Annotated in this window: 13 protein-coding genes, 5 tRNA genes and 3 rRNA genes; 17 read left to right on the top strand and 4 right to left on the bottom strand. The window is 47.5% G+C overall.

The genetic code is table 11. From position 1 onward, the window contains the following. Positions 1-336: 336 nt before the first annotated feature. From B9Y59_RS12430 to B9Y59_RS12390, 9 genes are all read left to right on the top strand, one after another. Positions 337-1,851 (top strand): 16S ribosomal RNA (locus tag B9Y59_RS12430). Positions 1,852-2,115: 264 nt separating this feature from the next. After that, a tRNA-Ala gene (locus tag B9Y59_RS12425) sits at positions 2,116-2,191 on the top strand. A gap of 66 nt (positions 2,192-2,257) precedes the next feature. After that, positions 2,258-2,334: transfer RNA gene (locus B9Y59_RS12420), tRNA-Ile, on the top strand. A gap of 212 nt (positions 2,335-2,546) precedes the next feature. Then, positions 2,547-5,379, top strand: a 23S ribosomal RNA gene (locus B9Y59_RS12415). A gap of 122 nt (positions 5,380-5,501) precedes the next feature. After that, positions 5,502-5,577, top strand: a tRNA-Lys gene (locus tag B9Y59_RS12410). A gap of 63 nt (positions 5,578-5,640) precedes the next feature. After that, a tRNA-Glu gene (locus tag B9Y59_RS12405) sits at positions 5,641-5,715 on the top strand. A 58-nt stretch (positions 5,716-5,773) separates the two neighbouring features. Beyond that, positions 5,774-5,890 (top strand): 5S ribosomal RNA (gene rrf / locus B9Y59_RS12400). Together the 16S, 23S and 5S rRNA genes with 5 tRNA genes alongside form the textbook arrangement of a ribosomal RNA operon. A gap of 7 nt (positions 5,891-5,897) precedes the next feature. Next, a tRNA-Asn gene (locus B9Y59_RS12395) sits at positions 5,898-5,973 on the top strand. Between the two features lie 895 nt (positions 5,974-6,868). Next, positions 6,869-7,105: a helix-turn-helix domain-containing protein gene (locus B9Y59_RS12390; protein ID WP_054324463.1), complete on the top strand. Its 237-nt coding sequence runs from the start codon at positions 6,869-6,871 to the stop codon at positions 7,103-7,105. 487 nt (positions 7,106-7,592) lie between these two features. On the opposite strand, the gene B9Y59_RS12385 is transcribed toward B9Y59_RS12390, so the two are convergent. Next, on the bottom strand, positions 7,593-8,639 hold the full coding sequence (locus tag B9Y59_RS12385; RefSeq protein ID WP_054324462.1) for an N-acetylmuramoyl-L-alanine amidase: 1,047 nt from the start codon (positions 8,637-8,639) through the stop codon (positions 7,593-7,595). A 237-nt stretch (positions 8,640-8,876) separates the two neighbouring features. Here B9Y59_RS12385 and B9Y59_RS12380 point away from each other — a divergent pair, with 237 nt between their 5' ends. Together B9Y59_RS12380 and B9Y59_RS12375 are read left to right on the top strand one after the other, a co-directional pair. Next, positions 8,877-9,581, top strand: coding sequence for a 5'-methylthioadenosine/adenosylhomocysteine nucleosidase (locus B9Y59_RS12380; RefSeq protein ID WP_054324461.1), 705 nt, complete (start codon positions 8,877-8,879; stop codon positions 9,579-9,581). Between the two features lie 101 nt (positions 9,582-9,682). Further along, positions 9,683-10,267, top strand: a complete 585-nt coding sequence (locus tag B9Y59_RS12375; RefSeq protein WP_054324460.1) for a cyclase family protein — start codon at positions 9,683-9,685, stop codon at positions 10,265-10,267. Between the two features lie 87 nt (positions 10,268-10,354). Here B9Y59_RS12375 and lexA read toward each other — a convergent pair whose 3' ends face one another. Continuing rightward, positions 10,355-10,939, bottom strand: coding sequence for a transcriptional repressor LexA (gene lexA, locus B9Y59_RS12370; RefSeq protein WP_085533799.1), 585 nt, complete (start codon positions 10,937-10,939; stop codon positions 10,355-10,357). A 574-nt stretch (positions 10,940-11,513) separates the two neighbouring features. Here lexA and B9Y59_RS12365 point away from each other — a divergent pair. The 5 genes from B9Y59_RS12365 (at position 11,514) to B9Y59_RS12345 (ending at position 17,247) form a co-directional block, all read left to right on the top strand. Beyond that, positions 11,514-12,251, top strand: coding sequence for a M23 family metallopeptidase (locus B9Y59_RS12365; protein ID WP_085533798.1), 738 nt, complete (start codon positions 11,514-11,516; stop codon positions 12,249-12,251). Between the two features lie 404 nt (positions 12,252-12,655). Then, on the top strand, positions 12,656-13,093 hold the full coding sequence (locus B9Y59_RS12360) for an adenine nucleotide alpha hydrolase family protein (protein WP_054324458.1): 438 nt from the start codon (positions 12,656-12,658) through the stop codon (positions 13,091-13,093). 183 nt (positions 13,094-13,276) lie between these two features. Continuing rightward, entirely contained in the window at positions 13,277-14,671 is a 1,395-nt protein-coding gene (locus B9Y59_RS12355; protein WP_085533797.1) for an undecaprenyl-phosphate glucose phosphotransferase, read from the top strand. A gap of 128 nt (positions 14,672-14,799) precedes the next feature. Then, complete coding sequence (locus B9Y59_RS12350; protein ID WP_158089031.1) at positions 14,800-15,978, top strand: EpsG family protein; 1,179 nt, start codon at positions 14,800-14,802, stop codon at positions 15,976-15,978. A gap of 60 nt (positions 15,979-16,038) precedes the next feature. Beyond that, positions 16,039-17,247, top strand: coding sequence for an EpsG family protein (locus tag B9Y59_RS12345; protein ID WP_158089030.1), 1,209 nt, complete (start codon positions 16,039-16,041; stop codon positions 17,245-17,247). Between the two features lie 52 nt (positions 17,248-17,299). On the opposite strand, the gene B9Y59_RS12340 is transcribed toward B9Y59_RS12345, so the two are convergent. Together B9Y59_RS12340 and spoIIID are read right to left on the bottom strand one after the other, a co-directional pair. Next, positions 17,300-18,097, bottom strand: coding sequence for a ZIP family metal transporter (locus B9Y59_RS12340; protein ID WP_085533791.1), 798 nt, complete (start codon positions 18,095-18,097; stop codon positions 17,300-17,302). A 142-nt stretch (positions 18,098-18,239) separates the two neighbouring features. Beyond that, positions 18,240-18,518 carry a sporulation transcriptional regulator SpoIIID gene (spoIIID, locus tag B9Y59_RS12335; protein WP_085533790.1) on the bottom strand — a complete coding sequence of 93 codons (279 nt, stop codon included), beginning with the start codon at positions 18,516-18,518 and terminating at the stop codon, positions 18,240-18,242. A gap of 265 nt (positions 18,519-18,783) precedes the next feature. On the opposite strand from spoIIID, the gene B9Y59_RS12330 reads away from it, so the two are divergent. Then, positions 18,784-20,166 carry a glycosyltransferase gene (locus B9Y59_RS12330; RefSeq protein WP_085533788.1) on the top strand — a complete coding sequence of 461 codons (1,383 nt, stop codon included), beginning with the start codon at positions 18,784-18,786 and terminating at the stop codon, positions 20,164-20,166. Positions 20,167-20,195 lie beyond the last annotated feature (29 nt).

The following is a 20,195-nucleotide window of genomic DNA, read 5'->3' as shown; positions in this document are numbered from 1 at the left end:
TTTCAAAAAAGGTGTTGACAAAAGGGGTAGGGTTTGGTATTATATTCGAGCACCTTACGAAACGGCCCAAACGAAAGGGACAAGGCGAGAGGCCATAAACCTAGAGAGGAAGCCGGTTTGAAGGTTGCGAAGGACCTTGAAAATTAAACAACGTTACGAAATGAAAGGACCCGTAATGACTTTGAGAGAGACGGGAACATCCGAGAGGATGGGAACGGAACTTTCGGACGAAACGAGAATCCAGACTCGAGAAACTGGAATACACGTTAGTGTATCGAAAAGAGCTATTCAAAACTCTAAGATGATTTAAACGCTCTACGGAGCGATTAAATACAATTTTTAGAGAGTTTGATCCTGGCTCAGGACGAACGCTGGCGGCGTGCCTAACACATGCAAGTCGAACGGAGTTAAGAGAGCTTGCTCTTTTAACTTAGTGGCGGACGGGTGAGTAACGCGTGAGTAACCTGCCTTTCAGAGGGGAATAACATTCTGAAAAGAATGCTAATACCGCATGAGATCGTAGTATCGCATGGTACAGCGACCAAAGGAGCAATCCGCTGAAAGATGGACTCGCGTCCGATTAGCTAGTTGGTGAGATAAAGGCCCACCAAGGCGACGATCGGTAGCCGGACTGAGAGGTTGAACGGCCACATTGGGACTGAGACACGGCCCAGACTCCTACGGGAGGCAGCAGTGGGGGATATTGCACAATGGGGGAAACCCTGATGCAGCAACGCCGCGTGAAGGAAGAAGGTCTTCGGATTGTAAACTTCTGTCCTCAGGGAAGATAATGACGGTACCTGAGGAGGAAGCTCCGGCTAACTACGTGCCAGCAGCCGCGGTAATACGTAGGGAGCAAGCGTTGTCCGGATTTACTGGGTGTAAAGGGTGCGTAGGCGGATCTGCAAGTCAGTAGTGAAATCCCAGGGCTTAACCCTGGAACTGCTATTGAAACTGTGGGTCTTGAGTGAGGTAGAGGCAGGCGGAATTCCCGGTGTAGCGGTGAAATGCGTAGAGATCGGGAGGAACACCAGTGGCGAAGGCGGCCTGCTGGGCCTTAACTGACGCTGAGGCACGAAAGCATGGGTAGCAAACAGGATTAGATACCCTGGTAGTCCATGCCGTAAACGATGATTACTAGGTGTGGGTGGTCTGACCCCATCCGTGCCGGAGTTAACACAATAAGTAATCCACCTGGGGAGTACGGCCGCAAGGTTGAAACTCAAAGGAATTGACGGGGGCCCGCACAAGCAGTGGAGTATGTGGTTTAATTCGAAGCAACGCGAAGAACCTTACCAGGTCTTGACATCCTGCTAACGAGGTAGAGATACGTTAGGTGCCCTTCGGGGAAAGCAGAGACAGGTGGTGCATGGTTGTCGTCAGCTCGTGTCGTGAGATGTTGGGTTAAGTCCCGCAACGAGCGCAACCCCTGCTATTAGTTGCTACGCAAGAGCACTCTAATAGGACTGCCGTTGACAAAACGGAGGAAGGTGGGGACGACGTCAAATCATCATGCCCCTTATGACCTGGGCTACACACGTACTACAATGGCCGTCAACAGAGAGAAGCAAAGCCGCGAGGTGGAGCAAAACTCTAAAAACGGTCCCAGTTCGGATCGTAGGCTGCAACCCGCCTACGTGAAGTTGGAATTGCTAGTAATCGCGGATCATCATGCCGCGGTGAATACGTTCCCGGGCCTTGTACACACCGCCCGTCACACCATGGGAGCCGGTAATACCCGAAGTCAGTAGTCTAACCGCAAGGGGGACGCTGCCGAAGGTAGGATTGGCGACTGGGGTGAAGTCGTAACAAGGTAGCCGTATCGGAAGGTGCGGCTGGATCACCTCCTTTCTATGGAGAAACGATTGGTTGAAGAACTGATCTAAATCCAAGGTCAGGCATTACGAGGAAACATTTCAAAACGTTGTTTAATTTTGAAGGCCCTTCAAGGCTGAGCCTTGAGGCACGGCTCGCCGGGAAACTGGCAGGGTGTGTGAAGCTGAGAGAGGCGGGACAGAAATGACCGACTCCCGAAGGAAGAAAGGCGAAGCGGAAGAGAGCTTTCAAAGAGGAAATAAACGAAGGTAGAACACCTGAGTGAACAACCAAATAGTTGGGGGTATAGCTCAGCTGGGAGAGCGCCTGCTTTGCAAGCAGGAGGTCAACGGTTCGATCCCGTTTATCTCCACCACAGGCCGAAAGGTCTGGAACGGCTACTGTGGCGAGAAAGACCGGATAGCCTCGAAGCCGGAAATATGGGCTTATAGCTCAGCCGGTTAGAGCGCACGCCTGATAAGCGTGAGGTCGGTGGTTCGAGTCCACTTAAGCCCACCAGCAGGGAAACCTGCAAAAGTAAATAGGAAGTTTCGCAAAGGACTTGGAAACGAGTTTGAAGAAGATTTCGTTAGGAATCGCAACGAGCGAAACAGACTATGTCCGTACATTGAAAACTGAATAAAGAAGCAGATAGAACGAGAAAAAGAACTTTGTAAAGTTTCGATTTTAAGTGAAATCTACAATTTCAAGAAGAACCAAGAGAAACACATGGTCAAGCTACAAAGAGCGCAAGGGGAATGCCTTGGCACTGAGAGCCGAAGAAGGACGCGACTAACTGCGATAAGCCACGGGGAGCCGTAAGTGGGCGCTATATCCGTGGATTTCCGAATGGAGCAATCCGGCTGGAGTCATGTCCAGTCATCGTACACTGAATCCATAGGTGTACGAGGGGAACCGCCTGAACTGAAACATCTAAGTAGGGCGAGGAAGAGAAATCAACCGAGATTCCGCTAGTAGTGGCGAGCGAACGCGGAAGAGGCCAAACCAGAGGTAGCAATACCTTTGGGGTTCGGACAGCAATATGTATGCAGCGATCTAGCAGAATGGTTTGGGAAAGCCAACGAAACAGTGTGAGAGTCACGTATGCGAAAGGTCAAAGCGACTAGCTGTATCCAGAGTACCGCCGGACACGTGAAACCCGGTGGGAAGACGGGGGGACCACCCTCCAAGCCTAAATACTACTCAGTGACCGATAGTGTAGAGTACTGTGAAGGAAAGGTGAAAAGGACCCCGGAAGGGGAGTGAAATAGAACCTGAAACCTTGTGCTTACAAGCACCGAGAGCTCATCAAAGAGTGATCGGGTACCTTTTGTAGAATGGTCCGGCGAGTGTGTGTAACTGGCAAGGTTAAGGACTTCAGGTCTGGAGCCGCAGCGAGAGCAAGTCTGAAGAGGGCGTATGAAGTCAGTTGTACACGACCCGAAACCGGGTGACCTACCCATGTCCAGGTTGAAGTGGAGGTAAAACTCCATGGAGGACCGAACCGACTCCCGTTGAAATGGTAGCGGATGAGGTGTGGGTAGCGGAGAAATTCCAATCGAACCCGGAGATAGCTGGTTCTCTCCGAAATAGCTTTAGGGCTAGCCTCGTATTAGATTACCGGAGGTAAAGCACTGAATGGTCTAGGGGCCGAGAGGCTACCGAAACCTATCAAACTCAGAATGCCGGATAATTGATGTACGGGAGTCAGACAGTGTGAGATAAGTTTCATTGTCAAAAGGGAAACAGCCCAGACCCACAGCTAAGGTCCCAAAATATTGTTAAGTGGAAAAGGATGTGGGGTTGCACAGACAACCAGGATGTTGGCTTAGAAGCAGCCACTCATTAAAAGAGTGCGTAATAGCTCACTGGTCGAGTGACCCTGCGCCGAAAATTTAACGGGGCTAAACAGTATACCGAAGCTTGGGATTCCGTGAGGAATGGTAGGAGAGCGTCGAATGAGGGGTGAAGTCATAGCGGAAGCGGTGGTGGACTTCATTCGAGTGAGAATGCCGGAATGAGTAGCGCGAAATGTGTGAGAATCATATTGGCCGAAAGTCTAAGGTTTTTGGAGGAAGGTTCGTCCGCTCCAAGTAAGCCGGGAGCTAAGGCGAGGCCGAAAGGCGTAGTCGATGCACATACGGTGGAAATTCCGTAGCCGCCAAAAGATTTAAGATAAGGGACACCCTAGAAAGGCATGACCCGGGCGATGGTCGCCCCGGGCGTAAGGGACCGAAATTAGAGTAGGGAAGCATGCTGGACGGGGGGCGAGAAAAGCTTATTGTATATCTGAGGCGCCCGTACCGCAAACCGACACAGGTAGATGGGAAGAGAATTCTAAGGCCAACGGGAGAAGGGTAGTTAAGGAACTCGGCAAATTGGTCCCGTAACTTAGGGAAAAGGGACGCCACGGAGACGTGGCCGCAGTGAATAGGCCCAGGCGACTGTTTAGCAAAAACACAGGTCTCTGCTAAATCGAAAGATGAAGTATAGGGGCTGACACCTGCCCGGTGCTGGAAGGTTAAGAGGAGATGTGCAAGCATTGAATTGAAGCCCCAGTAAACGGCGGCCGTAACTATAACGGTCCTAAGGTAGCGAAATTCCTTGTCGGGTAAGTTCCGACCCGCACGAATGGTGTAACGATCTGGGCACTGTCTCAATTACCCGCCCGGCGAAATTGTAGTACCGGTGAAGATGCCGGTTACCCGCGACAAGACGGAAAGACCCCATGGAGCTTTACTGCAGTTTAATATTGGGTTTCGGTAATTTATGTACAGGATAGGTGGGAGACTGGGAAGCCAGCACGCCAGTGTTGGTGGAGTCACCCTTGGGATACCACCCTTAAGTTGCTGGAATTCTAACCTGCGGCCGTGAATCCGGCCGGGGGACATTGTTAGACGGGCAGTTTGACTGGGGCGGTCGCCTCCAAAAAGGTAACGGAGGCGCTCAAAGGTTGGCTCAGCACGGACGGAAACCGTGCTTTAGAGTGTAAACGCGTAAGCCAGCCTAACTGCGAGGGTGACGGCCCGAGCAGTAACGAAAGTTGGAGTTAGTGATCCGGCGGTATGAGAGTGGAATTGCCGTCGCTCAACGGATAAAAGCTACCCTGGGGATAACAGGCTGATCTCCCCCAAGAGTCCACATCGACGGGGAGGTTTGGCACCTCGATGTCGGCTCATCACATCCTGGGGCTGTATTCGGTCCCAAGGGTTCGGCTGTTCGCCGATTAAAGTGGTACGCGAGCTGGGTTCAGAACGTCGTGAGACAGTTCGGTCCCTATCTGTCGTGGGCGTAGGATATTTGAGGAGAGCTGTCCTTAGTACGAGAGGACCGGGATGGACGCACCTCTGGCGCACCAGTTGTTCCGCCAGGAGCACAGCTGGGCAACTATGTGCGGATCGGATAAACGCTGAAAGCATCTAAGCGTGAAGCCGACTCCAAGATAAGATATCCCATAGCGTAAGCTAGTAAGGCCCCTTGAAGACTACAAGGTTGATAGGCTGCGTGTGTAAGCATGGTAACATGTTCAGCTTGGCAGTACTAATAGGCCGAGGGCTTGACCATAGTTCCTTGGTTCAAAGCTTTTTCAGTTAGCTTCTATCTTAAATCTTTATTCAGTTTTCAGTGTACTGGCAAAAAGTATGCTGGCGAATGGTAAGTCGCGGAGGCGGCGAGACCACAGGTCTGCACCATTAGCTCAGTTGGTAGAGCACCTGACTCTTAATCAGGGTGTCCCGGGTTCGAGTCCCTGATGGTGCACCATGAAAGAAGTCGGACGACGGAGGTCGGAGAGATCTCTGGCCTCTGCGTAAGACTGAAAGATGTGGCCCGTTGGTCAAGCGGTTAAGACAGCGGCCTCTCACGCCGTTAACGTGGGTTCGATTCCCGCACGGGTCACCAAAAGCAAACAAGGAAAGTGAATATAGAGAGCTATTTAGACAGGAATGTACTAAATAGAGTTGGTGTCGATGACGATGAGGGTCCACCCGTTCCCATCCCGAACACGGAAGTTAAGCTCATTAGTGCCGACGATACTTGGCTGGCAACGGCCTGGGACAATAGGAAGATGCCAACATAAACATTCCTCCTTAGCTCAGCCGGTAGAGCATGCGGCTGTTAACCGCAGGGTCGTTGGTTCGAGTCCAACAGGGGGAGCCACTTTTTGAAGGAACTACATCTTTTGTAGTTCCTTTTTCGTTGTATACAAATTTTTTGTAGTCCTCAGAACGTTGGATTTGTAGGGCAGTTGTTTGTTTTTTAGCGATGGATGGATCTTATTAAAGATCAAAATATATACGTATTAACTGGATTGTAGAATGAAAACGGATATTAAAGGGAGTGGGATGCGTTCGTATTAAGAGATAGATTGTTCTGATTTGTGAGAAAATGGGCGAATGGATTCTTCACGAAAAATTTCTTTTGTAGTTGCAAAGCTGGTGTTTTGAGAACGGATGGTATCCCCGAATTGAGCCGTGGACGAGAGATCACAATCTCTGCATCCCTTTTACGCCGAAGACGTTGACTGATTTCACCAAGGATGGGCTTCCGGGGAGACACCGGCAGTTTTCAAAGCATAACCATTAAAGTCAATTTTAAGGGAGCCGATTTGAATTTCGAAGAGCTTGTTAAGTTTGATGCCGTCGGCCAAGCGGACTGATTCGTTGTTCGAAACAGCATGGATTAGCTGTCCTTCGGTGCAGAATACCGTAGGAGCAGAATTCTCTGCGTGAATGCAGTGACGCACCTGGTCACAAGAGCGTAGCGACAGGATGTGTAGGAGAGGGTATTGTCTCAGAGAAGCTCGCCTTTCTTTAAAGGTCGTTTAGGACGGTGGACGGAGGCGATTAGCACATGCTAATCAATAGACATAAATAAAACTGCACGCGGATTTATTATACATGCAATAAGTTAACTATTACTGATTAGAATATAACATATTTTCAATAGTTTACTAATTTTGTTTACCGTGGTGAAAAGTAGAACGCAAGTATCTGCTATCAAGGAAATGATTCTCTTAAAATTCACTTGCATAAAAATAAAGAGGGTGTCCCCAATGAAGCAGCCCACATTCCACGGCAGGGTGCTTCTGCCCCTGTTAGTTTTTGCAGAGGCCCGCGCTGGTGATCCGCAGGCAGTGGAACGCCTCTTGCGGTACTATGACGGCTACATGAATAAGCTGTGTACCCGGACACTCTACGATCTGGACGGTACGCCTCATGTGCGGGTGGACGAATACATGAAACACCGCTTGCAGGCAAAACTGGTGCAGGCCATCGTAAACAAGAAATAGCAAAGACAAAGGAAGCCGCCAAGGGTTAAGATGAACGCTCCGCGCCCTTGACGGCTTTCTCCGTCTTTGTAACCAAGCGGGCGCAAGCAGAAATCCGCTTGCACTCGCTGATATCATGGTATTCGTGTCTACGCATTTAGAGGGTGAAAAAGCCCGATGCCATTGGGCCTATCCGGCATGATTGGACTGTTGGAAATGTCAAACCATTCTTGCCTCTGTAAACATAGTTTGAAATACGTAGAAAACCGGCGTGGCATTTCATTGTGAAATAGCACGCCGGTTCCTTTAGCAACCTCGTTTGTCAGCCGTTAAGTTAATAAGTTTCTCTTACTTCCTTATTGGCGTTCCCCAAACTACGAATCGATGGATTCATAGGAAAGGGGCATCCTCTTTCTGTCTGCAAAAATATCTGAATTTCTAAAAAAAAGAGGGTATCCTTCCGTCATTTCATGACTTTTAGGACACCCTCATGGCCTCATAGATTCTCTTAAGCAGTTGGAGTAATTGCTCCTGTTTCCTCTGTTGGATTGGCGACGTACTCTCCTTCGGCGGAAGCGACAGGACCGCCGCCAATTTGCATGGTAGGCCCGGTCACAGTCACCGTACAGCGCACAGAAGTTCCGGTTGGCGTGGTGGCAGAGATCACGGTTTCGCCTGCGCTCATCCCCAGCACGAAACCACCCTGGTCAACAGAAGCGACTGCCGGATTGCTGGAACTCCACACCAGACTGGGCACCGTTTGACCAGTGGTGGAGGAAACATTCAGGATGATTGCGGTTCCAGTGGAAAGGTTCGCAAAGATACGATCCATTGAGAGGCCGGATGCCACCGCTGTTCCAGTACTGCCTTTGGCAAACTCATTGACAGCATCCGCAAGGCTCTTGGCCATCGTATTGATGTTACTCTTAATCCAGGCGACGTCCTGTGGATTGTCATGGAAAGCTGTCTCAATCAATGCATGGGGCATGGTTGGCAGATACATCTCCATCAAAGCGTCGTTATAGGCGAGCTTGATATTAGATTTATCCGGATAGTTGAAGGTTGATTGTAAAACTTTTGCAAAGCGCAAGCTTTCGGCACTCTTTGTGTAGTAATAGATACGAGTACCGCGGGTTTTTCCCGTGGCTGCGTTGGAATGGATCGCTAAATAGAGGTCACAGCCCGTATTTTTAGCTTCATTCGCGCGATTGGTCAAAAAGGACTTCTGGTTGGCAGAGGAGCCTGTTTGTGCGCCTGGCAATACATAGTCAATTCCATAACTTTGTAAATAAGGAATCATCGCTGTTGCAACTTGGCGCATGTAATATTCCTCACTGCCGCTTCCATCACAATAAGGATTCCACGGCTGTGCAGATGGACTCAGATAAACTTTAAAGCGCCCATTCGGACCGTCATATTGCGCATTAGAAAGGGTATGTTCTTGTACTGCCTCCGATGTAGAGGCGGCCGCCGCACTACAAAACGACGCCGAAAACAGGCAAAGGGTCAAGCCCAAGGCAACGGCGGAAAAAAACCTTTTCAATGTACGATTCATCTTTTTTTCTCTCCATCCTCTCTTTTCTCATAGGTTGTTGAACAGTTCCAATTATATTACAAAAATTAGCCGAATACAACAGAAATTCTGTGATTATGTAAAGTAATTGCAATTCCATTTCCAATCAGGTATACTGTAAAAAATAGGTAGTATTTTGGGATGATACAGAGCGGTATCCTATTTTAATTTGGACAACGTCAAAAACTGTAATCTTATTAGAAATGGCGGGATGCAATTATGATCGGAATCATTGGCGCGATGGCAATTGAAGTGGAAGAAATTCTTGCGAAACTGGAACATCCACAGACGGAAACCATCAGTGGAATGGATTTTGTACGCGGCACAATCCGAGGAGTGGATTGTGTGGTCGCGCGTTGTAATGTCGGTAAAGTCAATGCGGCAATCTGCGCCCAAACGATGATCTTACATTATGCACCGGATCGAATCATCAATAGCGGCGTTGCAGGGGGAATCGGCGCGGATGTCAAGATCGGGGACCTCGTCCTGGCAGACGGAGCCATTCAACACGATGTGGATACGACGCAGATCGGCGACAAGATTGGCATGGTATCCGGTATTAACCTGGTTGTAATCCCCACCTCCTCAAATATGAATCGGGTACTTGCCGAAGCGGCTAAATGCTGTGCATATCAAGGGGATGTTCATGTCGGGCGGATTGCTTCCGGCGATCAATTTATCAGCAGCGCGGAAAAGCTACATTGGATAGCCTCCACGTTTGGCGCAATCGCCTGCGAAATGGAAAGCGGGAGCATTGCCCAAGTATGCTATATCAACGGAACCGAATATACAGCGGTTCGTTGTATCTCGGATAATGCCGACAGCAATGCCGGAGTTGACTACGAACAATTTTCAACCTTTGCTGCACATCAGACCACAGAGCTGCTTTGTACAGCGCTTCCAATGCTGGAAAAGGCCAAATAAAGCGGCAAGCAAGAATTCCCTATTGATAAGACAAACTAGATGGTCTATTTCTTTCAAAATATTACAAAAATATTACAAGAAAAGGAAGGAGGCGGAGAAGGATGAAGGTCATTGACATTTCGCGGGAGCTATTTTCTACACCGGTTTATCCAGGAGATCCAGTGCCACGCCGGGAGTTGGTGCGCCGGATGGAGCTGGGGGACTCCTACAATCTCTCCGGCTTCTATACAGGTTGCCACTCAGCTACTCATGTGGACGCGCCACGTCACTTTATCGACGACGGAAAAACCGTGGATGAGATGGAACTCTCCCGTTTTGTGGGGCGTTGTACGGTAGTAGCCGCACAAGGAATTGTCACTGGCGCGGACATTGACCGCATCATGCCCTATTGTGAGAAGATGCTGCTGTTTAAAGGCGAGGGAGAGGCCTTTTTATCCACCAGCGCTGCATTTGCACTGGCATCCGCGGGTGTCACACTGGTGGGAACAGATGCATGGAGTATCGGCGCGCCTCATGCAGAAGAGGGGCCGCATGTGGAATTACTCAGTGCAGAAATACCCATTCTAGAGGGATTAGATTTATCACAGGTCGAAGAAGGAACTTATACATTGCTTGCATTCCCTCTTTTTCTAAAAGGTGCAGAAGCTTCTCCGGTTCGTGCTGTTTTATTGGATGAACTGGATTGACCTAAAAAATGAAACAAGGCGCAGTTCCCCTCTATCACACAGGAACTGCGCCTTTTCTCGATTCCTTTATGAAAATGGAAATACGCTTCATTTATAATAACGAATGACCGCGGCGACTTTTCCGATTACTGCCACATCGGTTGCATAAATGGGCTCATAGTCGGGGTTATCGGGTTGTAAGCGAATACGGTCTGCTTCCCGGTACAGATACTTAACGGTAGCTTCATCTTCAATCAGCGCTACAATCATCTCGCCGTCTTCGGCAGTAGAAACTTTGCGCGCAACTACGAGATCCCCGTCCAAAATTCCAGCACACTTCATACTTTCCCCGCGGACGCGCAAGGCAAAATACTCATCGGCATTCTGGTTGGGAGGGCAGAAGGGGACGTACCCCTCCACTTCCTCTACAGCTAAAATCGGCTGTCCAGCCGCCACACGGCCGACTACAGGAACTTGCATGGTGGGTTGTTCTCCCGCGAGGTGAATGGCGCGGTTAAGCCCGGCGTCTCGGCTGATATAGCCTTCTCGTTCCAATGTTTTCAGATGTGCATGAACACTGGAAGTAGACTTCAATCCAGTTGCCTTGCAGATTTCCCGTACCGTCGGTGGAAGGCCCCCCTGTGCACGGCTCTTTAAGTAATCGTATACTTTTTTTTGGCTTTCTGTCAACATGTTTGCATCCTCACTTTCCTGGTGCAGCTTCCTTATAATCATTTGCAGAAGATTTTATAGAGGATTTGGAAAAATAGACAATCCACTGGGAAGGGATTAAAGAATCCATCCTCTGCACAGTATTTCAAATAAAAGTAGGTGGAAACGGATTCTTATGAACCTCATTTCACCCATCGATTCATCTCCTATATTATAACACAACCAATTGAAAAATGTAAACGTTTGTTTGCAAAAGTTTCCGAAGATTTCTTTTGAAACCAGCAATTTTTGGCAAAACACACGGAAAATCGTTCAAAAAATCTACTGAAATAGTTTAAAGAATATTCATAGCATCGTAACAACTGAAAGAGGTAAAGTGAGTATAATAAAACTCGTAATCAAGCAATGGAGCCGCACCAGAACTTGATACATGTTCTACCCTCCTCAATATACCCCTCAAGCTAAGAAGAAAGACCGAATCCGAAAGGGTTCGGTCTTTTTTCGTGTTTTCTGGAATGGGGATGGAACGTCTATTTTTACATTTACCGCATATTCCCCGGAATAGGTGGCAAAAATAGACTCGGAGGTGCAACGAATGACTAATAACCATTATCAGAAGAACCATTCATCCGGCGGGTCTTCCAAAGGCTTTTACATTGCTCTGGGCGTCTGTTTAATTGCCATCGGTGTGGCCGCCTGGACGACGTACGATAGCGTCATTAACTATGCAACACCGGAGGAGGACGTCCCATCCAGCAGCCAGACAACCGCCTTTCCGGCTAATGAGGCGGTAAGCGGGGTGCTAGAAGTACCACAGAGCAGTAGTTCAGCGGTGTCCTCATCAACGCCGTCGAGTGCCGCTCCAAGTAGCCAAGCGCCAGCTTCGAAGGCGCCTGTTTCCTCAGAGGAACCGGTTGTCAAGACGACAACGGTCCCGGAGACATTTTCCTATCCAGTCGGAGATACTGTGGTACAAAAATTTAGTATCGAAGATCTTATCTATTCCAAAACGATGAAGGATTGGCGCGCACATGCAGGTGTAGATTTTGCCGCAGAACTGGGAGACGAAGTAACGGCGATCGCGGATGGAACCGTTAAAAATGCATATCATGACGATCTGTTTGGCAATGTGGTATATATTGAGCATGGTGAGATCGGCGGCTGTTATTGCGGATTGGAAACCATGGATGTTAAGGCAGGGGACACGGTAAAAGCAGGCCAGAAAATTGGTACAGTTGGTACCACTCCATGCGAGAGTGCGGACGATCCACATCTGCATTTTGCAGTCAAGAAGTCGGGAAAATGGATCGATCCATTGACTATTTTTGAATAAGGCGCCCCCGTCAGCGCTTAGGGGCACAAAAAGCAGAGCGAAAGGGATTTTCCCCGGAACTCTGCTTTTTTGTGTTTATCATAAATGAAAATTAGAATAAATTCATAAAAATTACAAGAATGTTTCTGGAGTTATTATAGAAATTGTGATACACTAAACATAGAAAGAAAAGTACTGATTCCAAAATAGGTCTGGAATCCTGTTGAATGGATGGGGTGGCGATCAAGTTGGATGGGAATTCGGCTGTTTGGTGAATCCTTTACAGTTTATTCATGAAATGGACACTGAACGTTACCATAACTGGCGGATTTTTTACTATACTTAAATAGGCGGGGATTTACAGCCCGTGTAAGCGGCAGGTTTCCCCGGTAGGTACACAATGAGATTGACGGAAAGGAGGTAAAATGGTGAGCGACAGAGGAGCGGTTCTGGTTTGTGTTACAGGCCAGCGTGATTGTGACAGATTGATTAAAGCAGGAAAGCGAATCGCAGAAGAACGGTCGATTCCTTTGCATGTGCTATGTGTACAGCCGACTTCGGCGGGATTTGATGCCGATTGTGAGGAGTTGGAGTATCTGAGACAGACATCGCGCGATGTACAGGCAGAGATGTCGGTATATTTCCACGATGATGCCGCATTATTGGCGGTTGGGTTTGTAAAACAAATAGGAGCGACTCATATTGTGACAGGGATGGCGGAGGCCCCTGTCAACGGATTTGTGGAAGTTCTTCATAAGCTTTTGCCCAGAATTCCGATTTCGATGGTGGCAAAAGACGGAATCATATATAATATCTGCCCAGCAAACAGAAAGGCAGTTTCTGCCAGAGCAGCACACGCATAATTGCCATCGACAAGGCTAGAGAGGCCCGGCTAAACGCCGGGCCTTTTTTGATGACTTTTGAATGGCCTGTGACGGAAATTGGCAAATCAGAATTTCCTTTGAGAAACTTGCCATTTTGTCTGCAATGCCGTACAATAAACACAACCCTATGGGATTTCCCGCAGAAAGGAGAGGGACAAGCAAATGTTAAAGGAAAACCAACGAATTTTTAATATAACCATGGTCGTTCTGGATGTGTGCATCTGTTTGGTTTCCATGGTGCTGGCGTTCCTATTCCGCTTCAATGTACTCGATGGGGGACATGACCGGATTGGAATCCTCTACTATTTGCGCCTGATGGTCCTGGTAATCCCTTTTTACTTTTTAATTTATCAATATTTCGGTCTGCACGATTCGTTTCGCAGCAAGGGCTTGGTATCCGAAGTGGGGAAGATTGTACAGGCCAATGTTCTGGGAACCGTATTCATTTTTGTGTTGGTCTTTTTTTTGAAAGAAGTGAATATTTCCCGTATGGTGATCGCCCTGTTTGCGGCCTTTAACACCCTTTTCAGCTCTGTGGAGCGCTTTGCGATTCGGAAGATTCTCCGGCGTTTACGCGAGAAGGGGTATAACCTCAAGCGGTTATTGATTGTGGGGTGGAATGAGGCCTCGGGTGAATTCTACGATAAAATACTTTTGAACCGCAGCTTGGGTTATGACGTCTGCGGCTATTTGAGCAACCAGCCAGAGAGCACCGGCAGACGAACGCTTCCCTATCGTGGAACTTTTCAGGATTTAGCGAGTTTGTTGGAAGAAAAAGAGATTGATGAGGTCGTCATTTCCCTCGATTACGATGAATTCCCTGCATTGGAGGAGATCATTGATACCTGCGAAAAAGAGGGGGTCAAGTCGAGCTTACTCCCATTTTATACGAAGTATCTGCCTACCAGACCTTACATCGATGTTGTAGAGGGTTTGCCATTAATCAATCTGCGCCGTGTACCGCTCGATAATTTGGTAAATGGATTTTTGAAGAGAAGCTTTGATATTTTGGTATCCTTTGTGGGGCTGGTATTGTTGTCCCCTGTTCTGTTGGTAGTAGCGATTGGGGTGAAATGTTCTTCCCCCGGCCCCGTGATCTATCAGCAGACGCGCATCGGACGGAGGAAAAAGGAATTCACGATGTATAAATTTCGTTCGATGAGCCTGGAAAACAATGCGGATATGACGACTTGGGGAACACGAAAGGACAACCGGCGCACTGGCTTTGGCGCATTCCTGCGTAAGTATAGCATTGATGAGTTGCCTCAGCTCTGGAATGTCCTTAAAGGGGATATGAGCCTAGTTGGACCGCGACCCGAGCGTCCCTTCTTTGTAGAAAAATTTCGCGAAGAGATCCCGCTCTATATGATGAAACACTTGGTCCGGCCGGGAATTACCGGCTGGGCACAGGTAAATGGCTGGAGAGGAGATACCTCCATCGAAGAGCGAATCAAGTGTGACATCTATTATATCGAGAACTGGACCTTTCTATTTGACATCAAGATTCTGTTTTTGACCATATTTAAAGGAATTGTGAACAAAAGCGAAGATCTCTGAAAAATGTTTGCTGCTGTGTTATAATAAGAAGAACCATTTTCACAGATACAGCGGGGAGTGCCCGCGATAGCCCCTTCCCATGCATGGAGCGCTTGTGGAGAGAACACTACTTTTGAGGGGGATTGCCCGTGCAGCCCTATTATGGATTGTTGCTGGTGCTTGTCGCGTCTGGTCTTTTATTTTGTGAGCGGAAACCCAGCAGGCGAAAGGATGCCCTTTTTCTAGGAGGAGCCTCCATACTGTTGATCCTGTTTGCAGCCCTGCGTGGGGAAACGGTGGGGATCGACTATCCGATGTATCAGGCGTATTTTGAGCAAATGCATCGGGGAGGTTGGCAGTTCCTGACAGGGCCGGAGAATGAATATCGGATTGAGTTTGGTTTTAGCCTGTTGAACTATGTGGTTTCGCGGTTTACCGGGGATGTACATGTGTTTATGGCTGTTGCGGCCGCCATCCTGGTGGGCTTGGAGGCAATCGTCCTTTATCGGGATTGTGCAATCCCATGGCTGGGCATGTTCCTCTTCGTCAGTTTCAACTTTTTTGGCAATTCCATGAGTTTTATCCGGCAGTCGTTTGCGATTGCTATTTTTCTGTTTGCGATTCGATATCTGAAGGAGAAGCGGTGGCTTCCCTACCTGGGAATCGTATTGTTGGCGGCGACTTTTCACAAGTCGATTCTAATATTGCTACCCTTCTACTTTTTGGCGCAACTTCCCATTCATTGGAAGACGATCACCCTGTATGCCGGTGGTACTTTACTGGTATCGCTGCTATTTTGGCCAATCTTTCAGGTTGTCACCCGATTTGTTTACCAGTTTTATGCTACGGAAGAGGGCCTGTATTTTCTACGGGGGCGCAGTTGGCAGACGGCGCTGATTCCCGTTTTGATGACGATTACCGCGCTGCTGACAAAGAAGCTTCTATTACAGAGGAATTCACAAAATAAAGTGCTCATTCATTTAGCCTTATGTACAGGGGCATTGTTTGTACTGACCTGTCAACACTACATTTTTCAACGTATCGGAAACATTTTTTTTGCCAGTGCAGTCTTTCTTATTCCAGAGATCTTGAAGAGCATATGTGTCGAGACGGATGTGTGGAAAGAGGAGGAATCGAAAAGGCACCAAAGCGAGGCAGAACGAAAACGGCGTTTGCAGGAGCGCCGTAGAATGCAGAGTCGCGCCAATTGGCACAAGCAGTACTATTTCTATGGCGTAGGGGTAACGATCTTCTTTGGAATATTGTATTATGTCTGGTTCCTTTTGCAAAACCGTATCAACTTGATTCCATATGTCACCTTTTTTTGACATATGTCGTCGGGCCAAGGATAATAAACATCGAAAGTATTGAGAAAGAGGGCGATTCATGTGTGGGCATATGCCATAGTTGTCTTTGTTGTTTTGCTCCTAGGATTATTCTTGGGGGAATGGAGACCGAGCCGCAAAAAGGAAATCTTATTTCTATGTCTTTCTTCGGTCGTTTTGATTGTTTTTTCAGCTTTGCGTGCTACAAATGTGGGTATTGACTATTATCAGTTCTATGTCCCATTTTTTGAAAATGTCCGAAGCGGCGGTTGGAGTTTTTTGGTCAGTGATGCCAATCCATATCTCACAGAATTTGGATTCAGCCTGTTAACTTTTCTGATTTCCCTTGTAACCGGGAATGTATTTGTGTACATGGCAGTGATTGCCACCATCATGATTGGATTGACGGCATGGGTCCTTTACCGGGATTGTTCAAAGCCATGGATTGGCATGTTTATCTTTGTGGCGTTCAATTTCTTTGGAAACACGTTAAGCTACATTCGTCAGTCCTTGGGAATCGCCATTTTTCTATTCGCTATTCACTATATCAAAGAAAAGCGAATCGTTCCCTATATGTTGCTTGTGTTGTTGGCAGCAACCTTCCACAATTCATTGTTATTGATGCTCCCTGTATATTTTTTGGCACAGATTGCAATCAACCGAATATCGTTGGGAGTCTATGGTGGAATTACTGTATTGGTGCTTGTCTTTTCCTGGCAGATTTTTAATTTGGTCACGCAGTTTGTCTATCAGTATTATGCGACCGATCAGAATCTTTATTTTATGCAGGGGCGCGACTTTATGACCGGTTTTATTCCGGTTTTAGCCATGGTTCTAATGATTGCTTTCCAAAAGCTTCTGCTCAAGAAAAATCCCCGCAATGTGGTTTTGATGAACATAGCGATGTATGCGGGAATCTTCTTTATTTTGACATGGAAACACTTCTTGTTTCAGCGTATTGGAAATATCTTTTTTACGGCAGCGATCTTATATGTCCCGGAACTGTTGACGGCTCTCCAGGCGACTGGAACAGAGGAAGAAAAGCAACGGCGTTTTTTGGCGGGAAAGGGAAGCTGGAGAAATTACGGGTATGTTTATGGAATAATCGCCATGATTATACTGGGGCTCATCTATTATTTCTGGTTTATCCAGCAAAACCGCATTAATCTGCTGCCGTTTTATACAGTATTTGATGAAATCCAGGTGAGTGCTCTTCGTGTGCAAGCAATTACAACGACGTTCCTGAATACTTTGGTGCAAACATTTGGATAATAAAAAGGAGACGTTCTGTAAAAGAACGTCTCCCATTCCTGATTGTTTTATGTTATCCAAGCGCCACGTCTAAAATCATCATAACCAAGAATCCCAACATGACGCCCATAGTCCCCGTGTGAGAGTGTTCGCCCAAATGTGCCTCAGGGATCAGCTCTTCGACCACAACGTAAATCATAGCGCCTGCGGCAAAAGAAAGAAACCACGGCATCAGTGGAGTAACAGAACCCGCGATCAAAACAGCCAAAAGGCCGCCGATGGGCTCAACAATGCCGGAGAGTGCGCCATATATAAATGACCGGGTAGTGGAAAGTCCTTCCTGTTTCAAAGGCAGCGAGATTGCGGCGCCTTCCGGAAAGTTCTGAAGGCCCATTCCAATGGCCAGTGCCATAGCGCCGGCGAGTGTCACCGGGGTTCCCTCCTGCGCTACAAGCGCAAAGGAAAGGCCAACTGCCATCCCTTCCGGGATGTTGTGCAAGGTTACAGCAAAGACCAACATGGTTGTGCGTTTCAGTGACGAGGAGATTCCCTCCGGTTGGTCGCTGCCAGGATGTAAGTGTGGCAGAATTCGGTCCAAAACCATTAAAAACAGGCCGCCTAAAACAAAACCGCCGGCCGCAGGAATCCATCCGATGGTCCCTTGCTCTTCTGCCATTTCAATCGATGGTATCAAGAGAGACCATACAGAGGCTGCAATCATGACGCCAGCGGCAAATCCCAAAAAGATGCGTTGAAGATTTGCTTTAACGCCTCCGCGAAACAAAAAAACCATAGCTGCGCCGACTGCCGTACAGAGAAAAGTAAATCCTGTACCGGTCAGGGCCAGCCATGCGGGGTGCATTCCTACCATTGAAGTCCTCCTTTTTATGTTTCAGCAATGTGAAACAAAATTATAAAAATAATTATTATCATTATAGAGGAGGACAGAAGGAAATGCAATGGAATTTTTCGCAACGATTTCCGGCTTTTACCGTGGGAAGAGACTGGAGATCTTATCGATTTGGATTGGCCAGGGTTGGTGTTGGGCTTTTTTTGTATTTCATTCGAGTTGCCATGCCGCCGCGGATATGCCGTTGGGCTTTGTTCACCTCGAGCACGTTTTTCACTTCTCGGTAAAGTTGTGGATCGACATATTTTAAACGCTGCGCGACATCTTTATGTACGGTGCTTTTACTGACGCCAAATTTTTTGGCAGCTTTGCGAACCGTAGCTTTATTCTCTAAGATATATTCTCCGAGCTCTACAGCGCGCTCTTCAACGATGCCTTTCATGGTACGCCCCCCTGTTTTAGTTAGGGCATGTTCAGACTGTAAGCTCAAGATTGGGAAAGGATCCGTTTTTCCGCTTGAACCGCCCTATGCTACCAAATATATGTGGAGAACTTTGAGAATATGAGGGGACGTCCTCGGGCGATTGTTCAGGGACTTGAACTCTGTTATAATTTTGAAGAGTGAAAAGATCTCAATGATTTTTTGCTTTTAGAAGGATTCGAATGAATTAGGATTTGTCCATATCGAGAAAGGAAGTGGCCGAAGGATGCTGAAAAAAGCAAAGTCTTTGTTTGATTACTATGGCATCCGAGGGATGGCCGCAAAAATCTGGGAAAAATATGTAATAGATCGAAAGCGGTTCCGGGCGGAAGGAAAGACGGAAGTGCCGTATTTCCCGTCTTGTCCAAATAAAGAATTGCCGGCTTCTAATCGAGAGGGCGAACCCCTTTTTATTTATTACTTGGTCCATTATTTTTATCCATCTCGCCAAGGGGGAACGGAACGCTTTGTATTCAATATGGCACGGACCCAGCAGGAAAAAGGGCATCGGGTAAAGGTTTTTACTCTGGGTACGGAGGATTGCTGTAAGTATCCGAATTCGGTGGGAGACATGTTATTTCGGACCTTTTTGTTTCAGGGGATTGAAGTTGTAGAATTTCGTTACCGAAAAACGCCTTTTGGATTGTTTTATAAACGAATGGTATCAGATGATACCTGTATGAGGCGTTTTGCGGATTTTTTCTTACAGAAAGACTGTCCCGATATAGTTCATTGCGCATATCCACAGCCGATGGCCACGTTTCTACAAGTATGTGTTGAAAGGCGTATTCCATACATTGTGACATTGACGGACTTCAATATCTTGTGCCATTATGCTACCATGGTGGAGCCAGACGGGCATTTTTGCCCGGGTTGTAAGCAAGGAGCAAGATGCAAAACAAGATGCGACACCCATACGGTTCCCAATTTTTTAGAGCGTTATAAAACGGCAGGGAAGCTCCTGCAAAGCGCATCAGCGGTCACCGTCCCATCCACTTTTGTGGCTTCGGTTATTTACCAGGAATTTCCCAAAATTGTGCCATATGTAATCCCCCATGGGATTGCGCCCGAGTTTTTCTATTCGCGCAAGACGATTCAGAGAGTTCAAAAGTTTGCCTATGTAGGTACATTCTCTGAGTTAAAAGGGATTCATATGCTTTTATCTGCGTTTCAGCGAATCTCAGGGGATTATACACTTGATTTGTATGGGCAGGGAAACAGCGCTTATGAACAGAGGTTGATACGGCAGGCTGGCGGAGATACGCGAATTCATTTTTGTGGGCCAATTGCATTTGACCGGATGCCGGAAATATATCGAACACATGATTGTGTCGTTGTTCCTTCTCTATGGTATGAAACATACAATTTTGTGGTTAGGGAAGCATTAGCTGCGGGATGTCTGGTGGTGGCTGCCCTTATAGGGGCCATGCCAGAAGCTATCCAAGAGGGAGAAAATGGATTTCTCTTTACCGCAGGAGATGAAGAATCTTTGAGAGAAGCTTTGTTAAGTGCCACTGAATTTTCAGGTATCATTTTATCTCCAAAGCAACCGTCCATTGTTGGGGAGGCAAAGCAGTATGAGCGTATTTATAAAGATTGTATCTTTTGAGTAAAGATTGTTTGAAGGTGGATGATCTG

Source organism: Anaeromassilibacillus sp. Marseille-P3371, from assembly GCF_900169665.1.
Lineage (GTDB): Bacteria > Bacillota > Clostridia > Oscillospirales > Acutalibacteraceae > Anaeromassilibacillus.
This window is presented reverse-complemented; position numbering and strand designations above follow the sequence as displayed.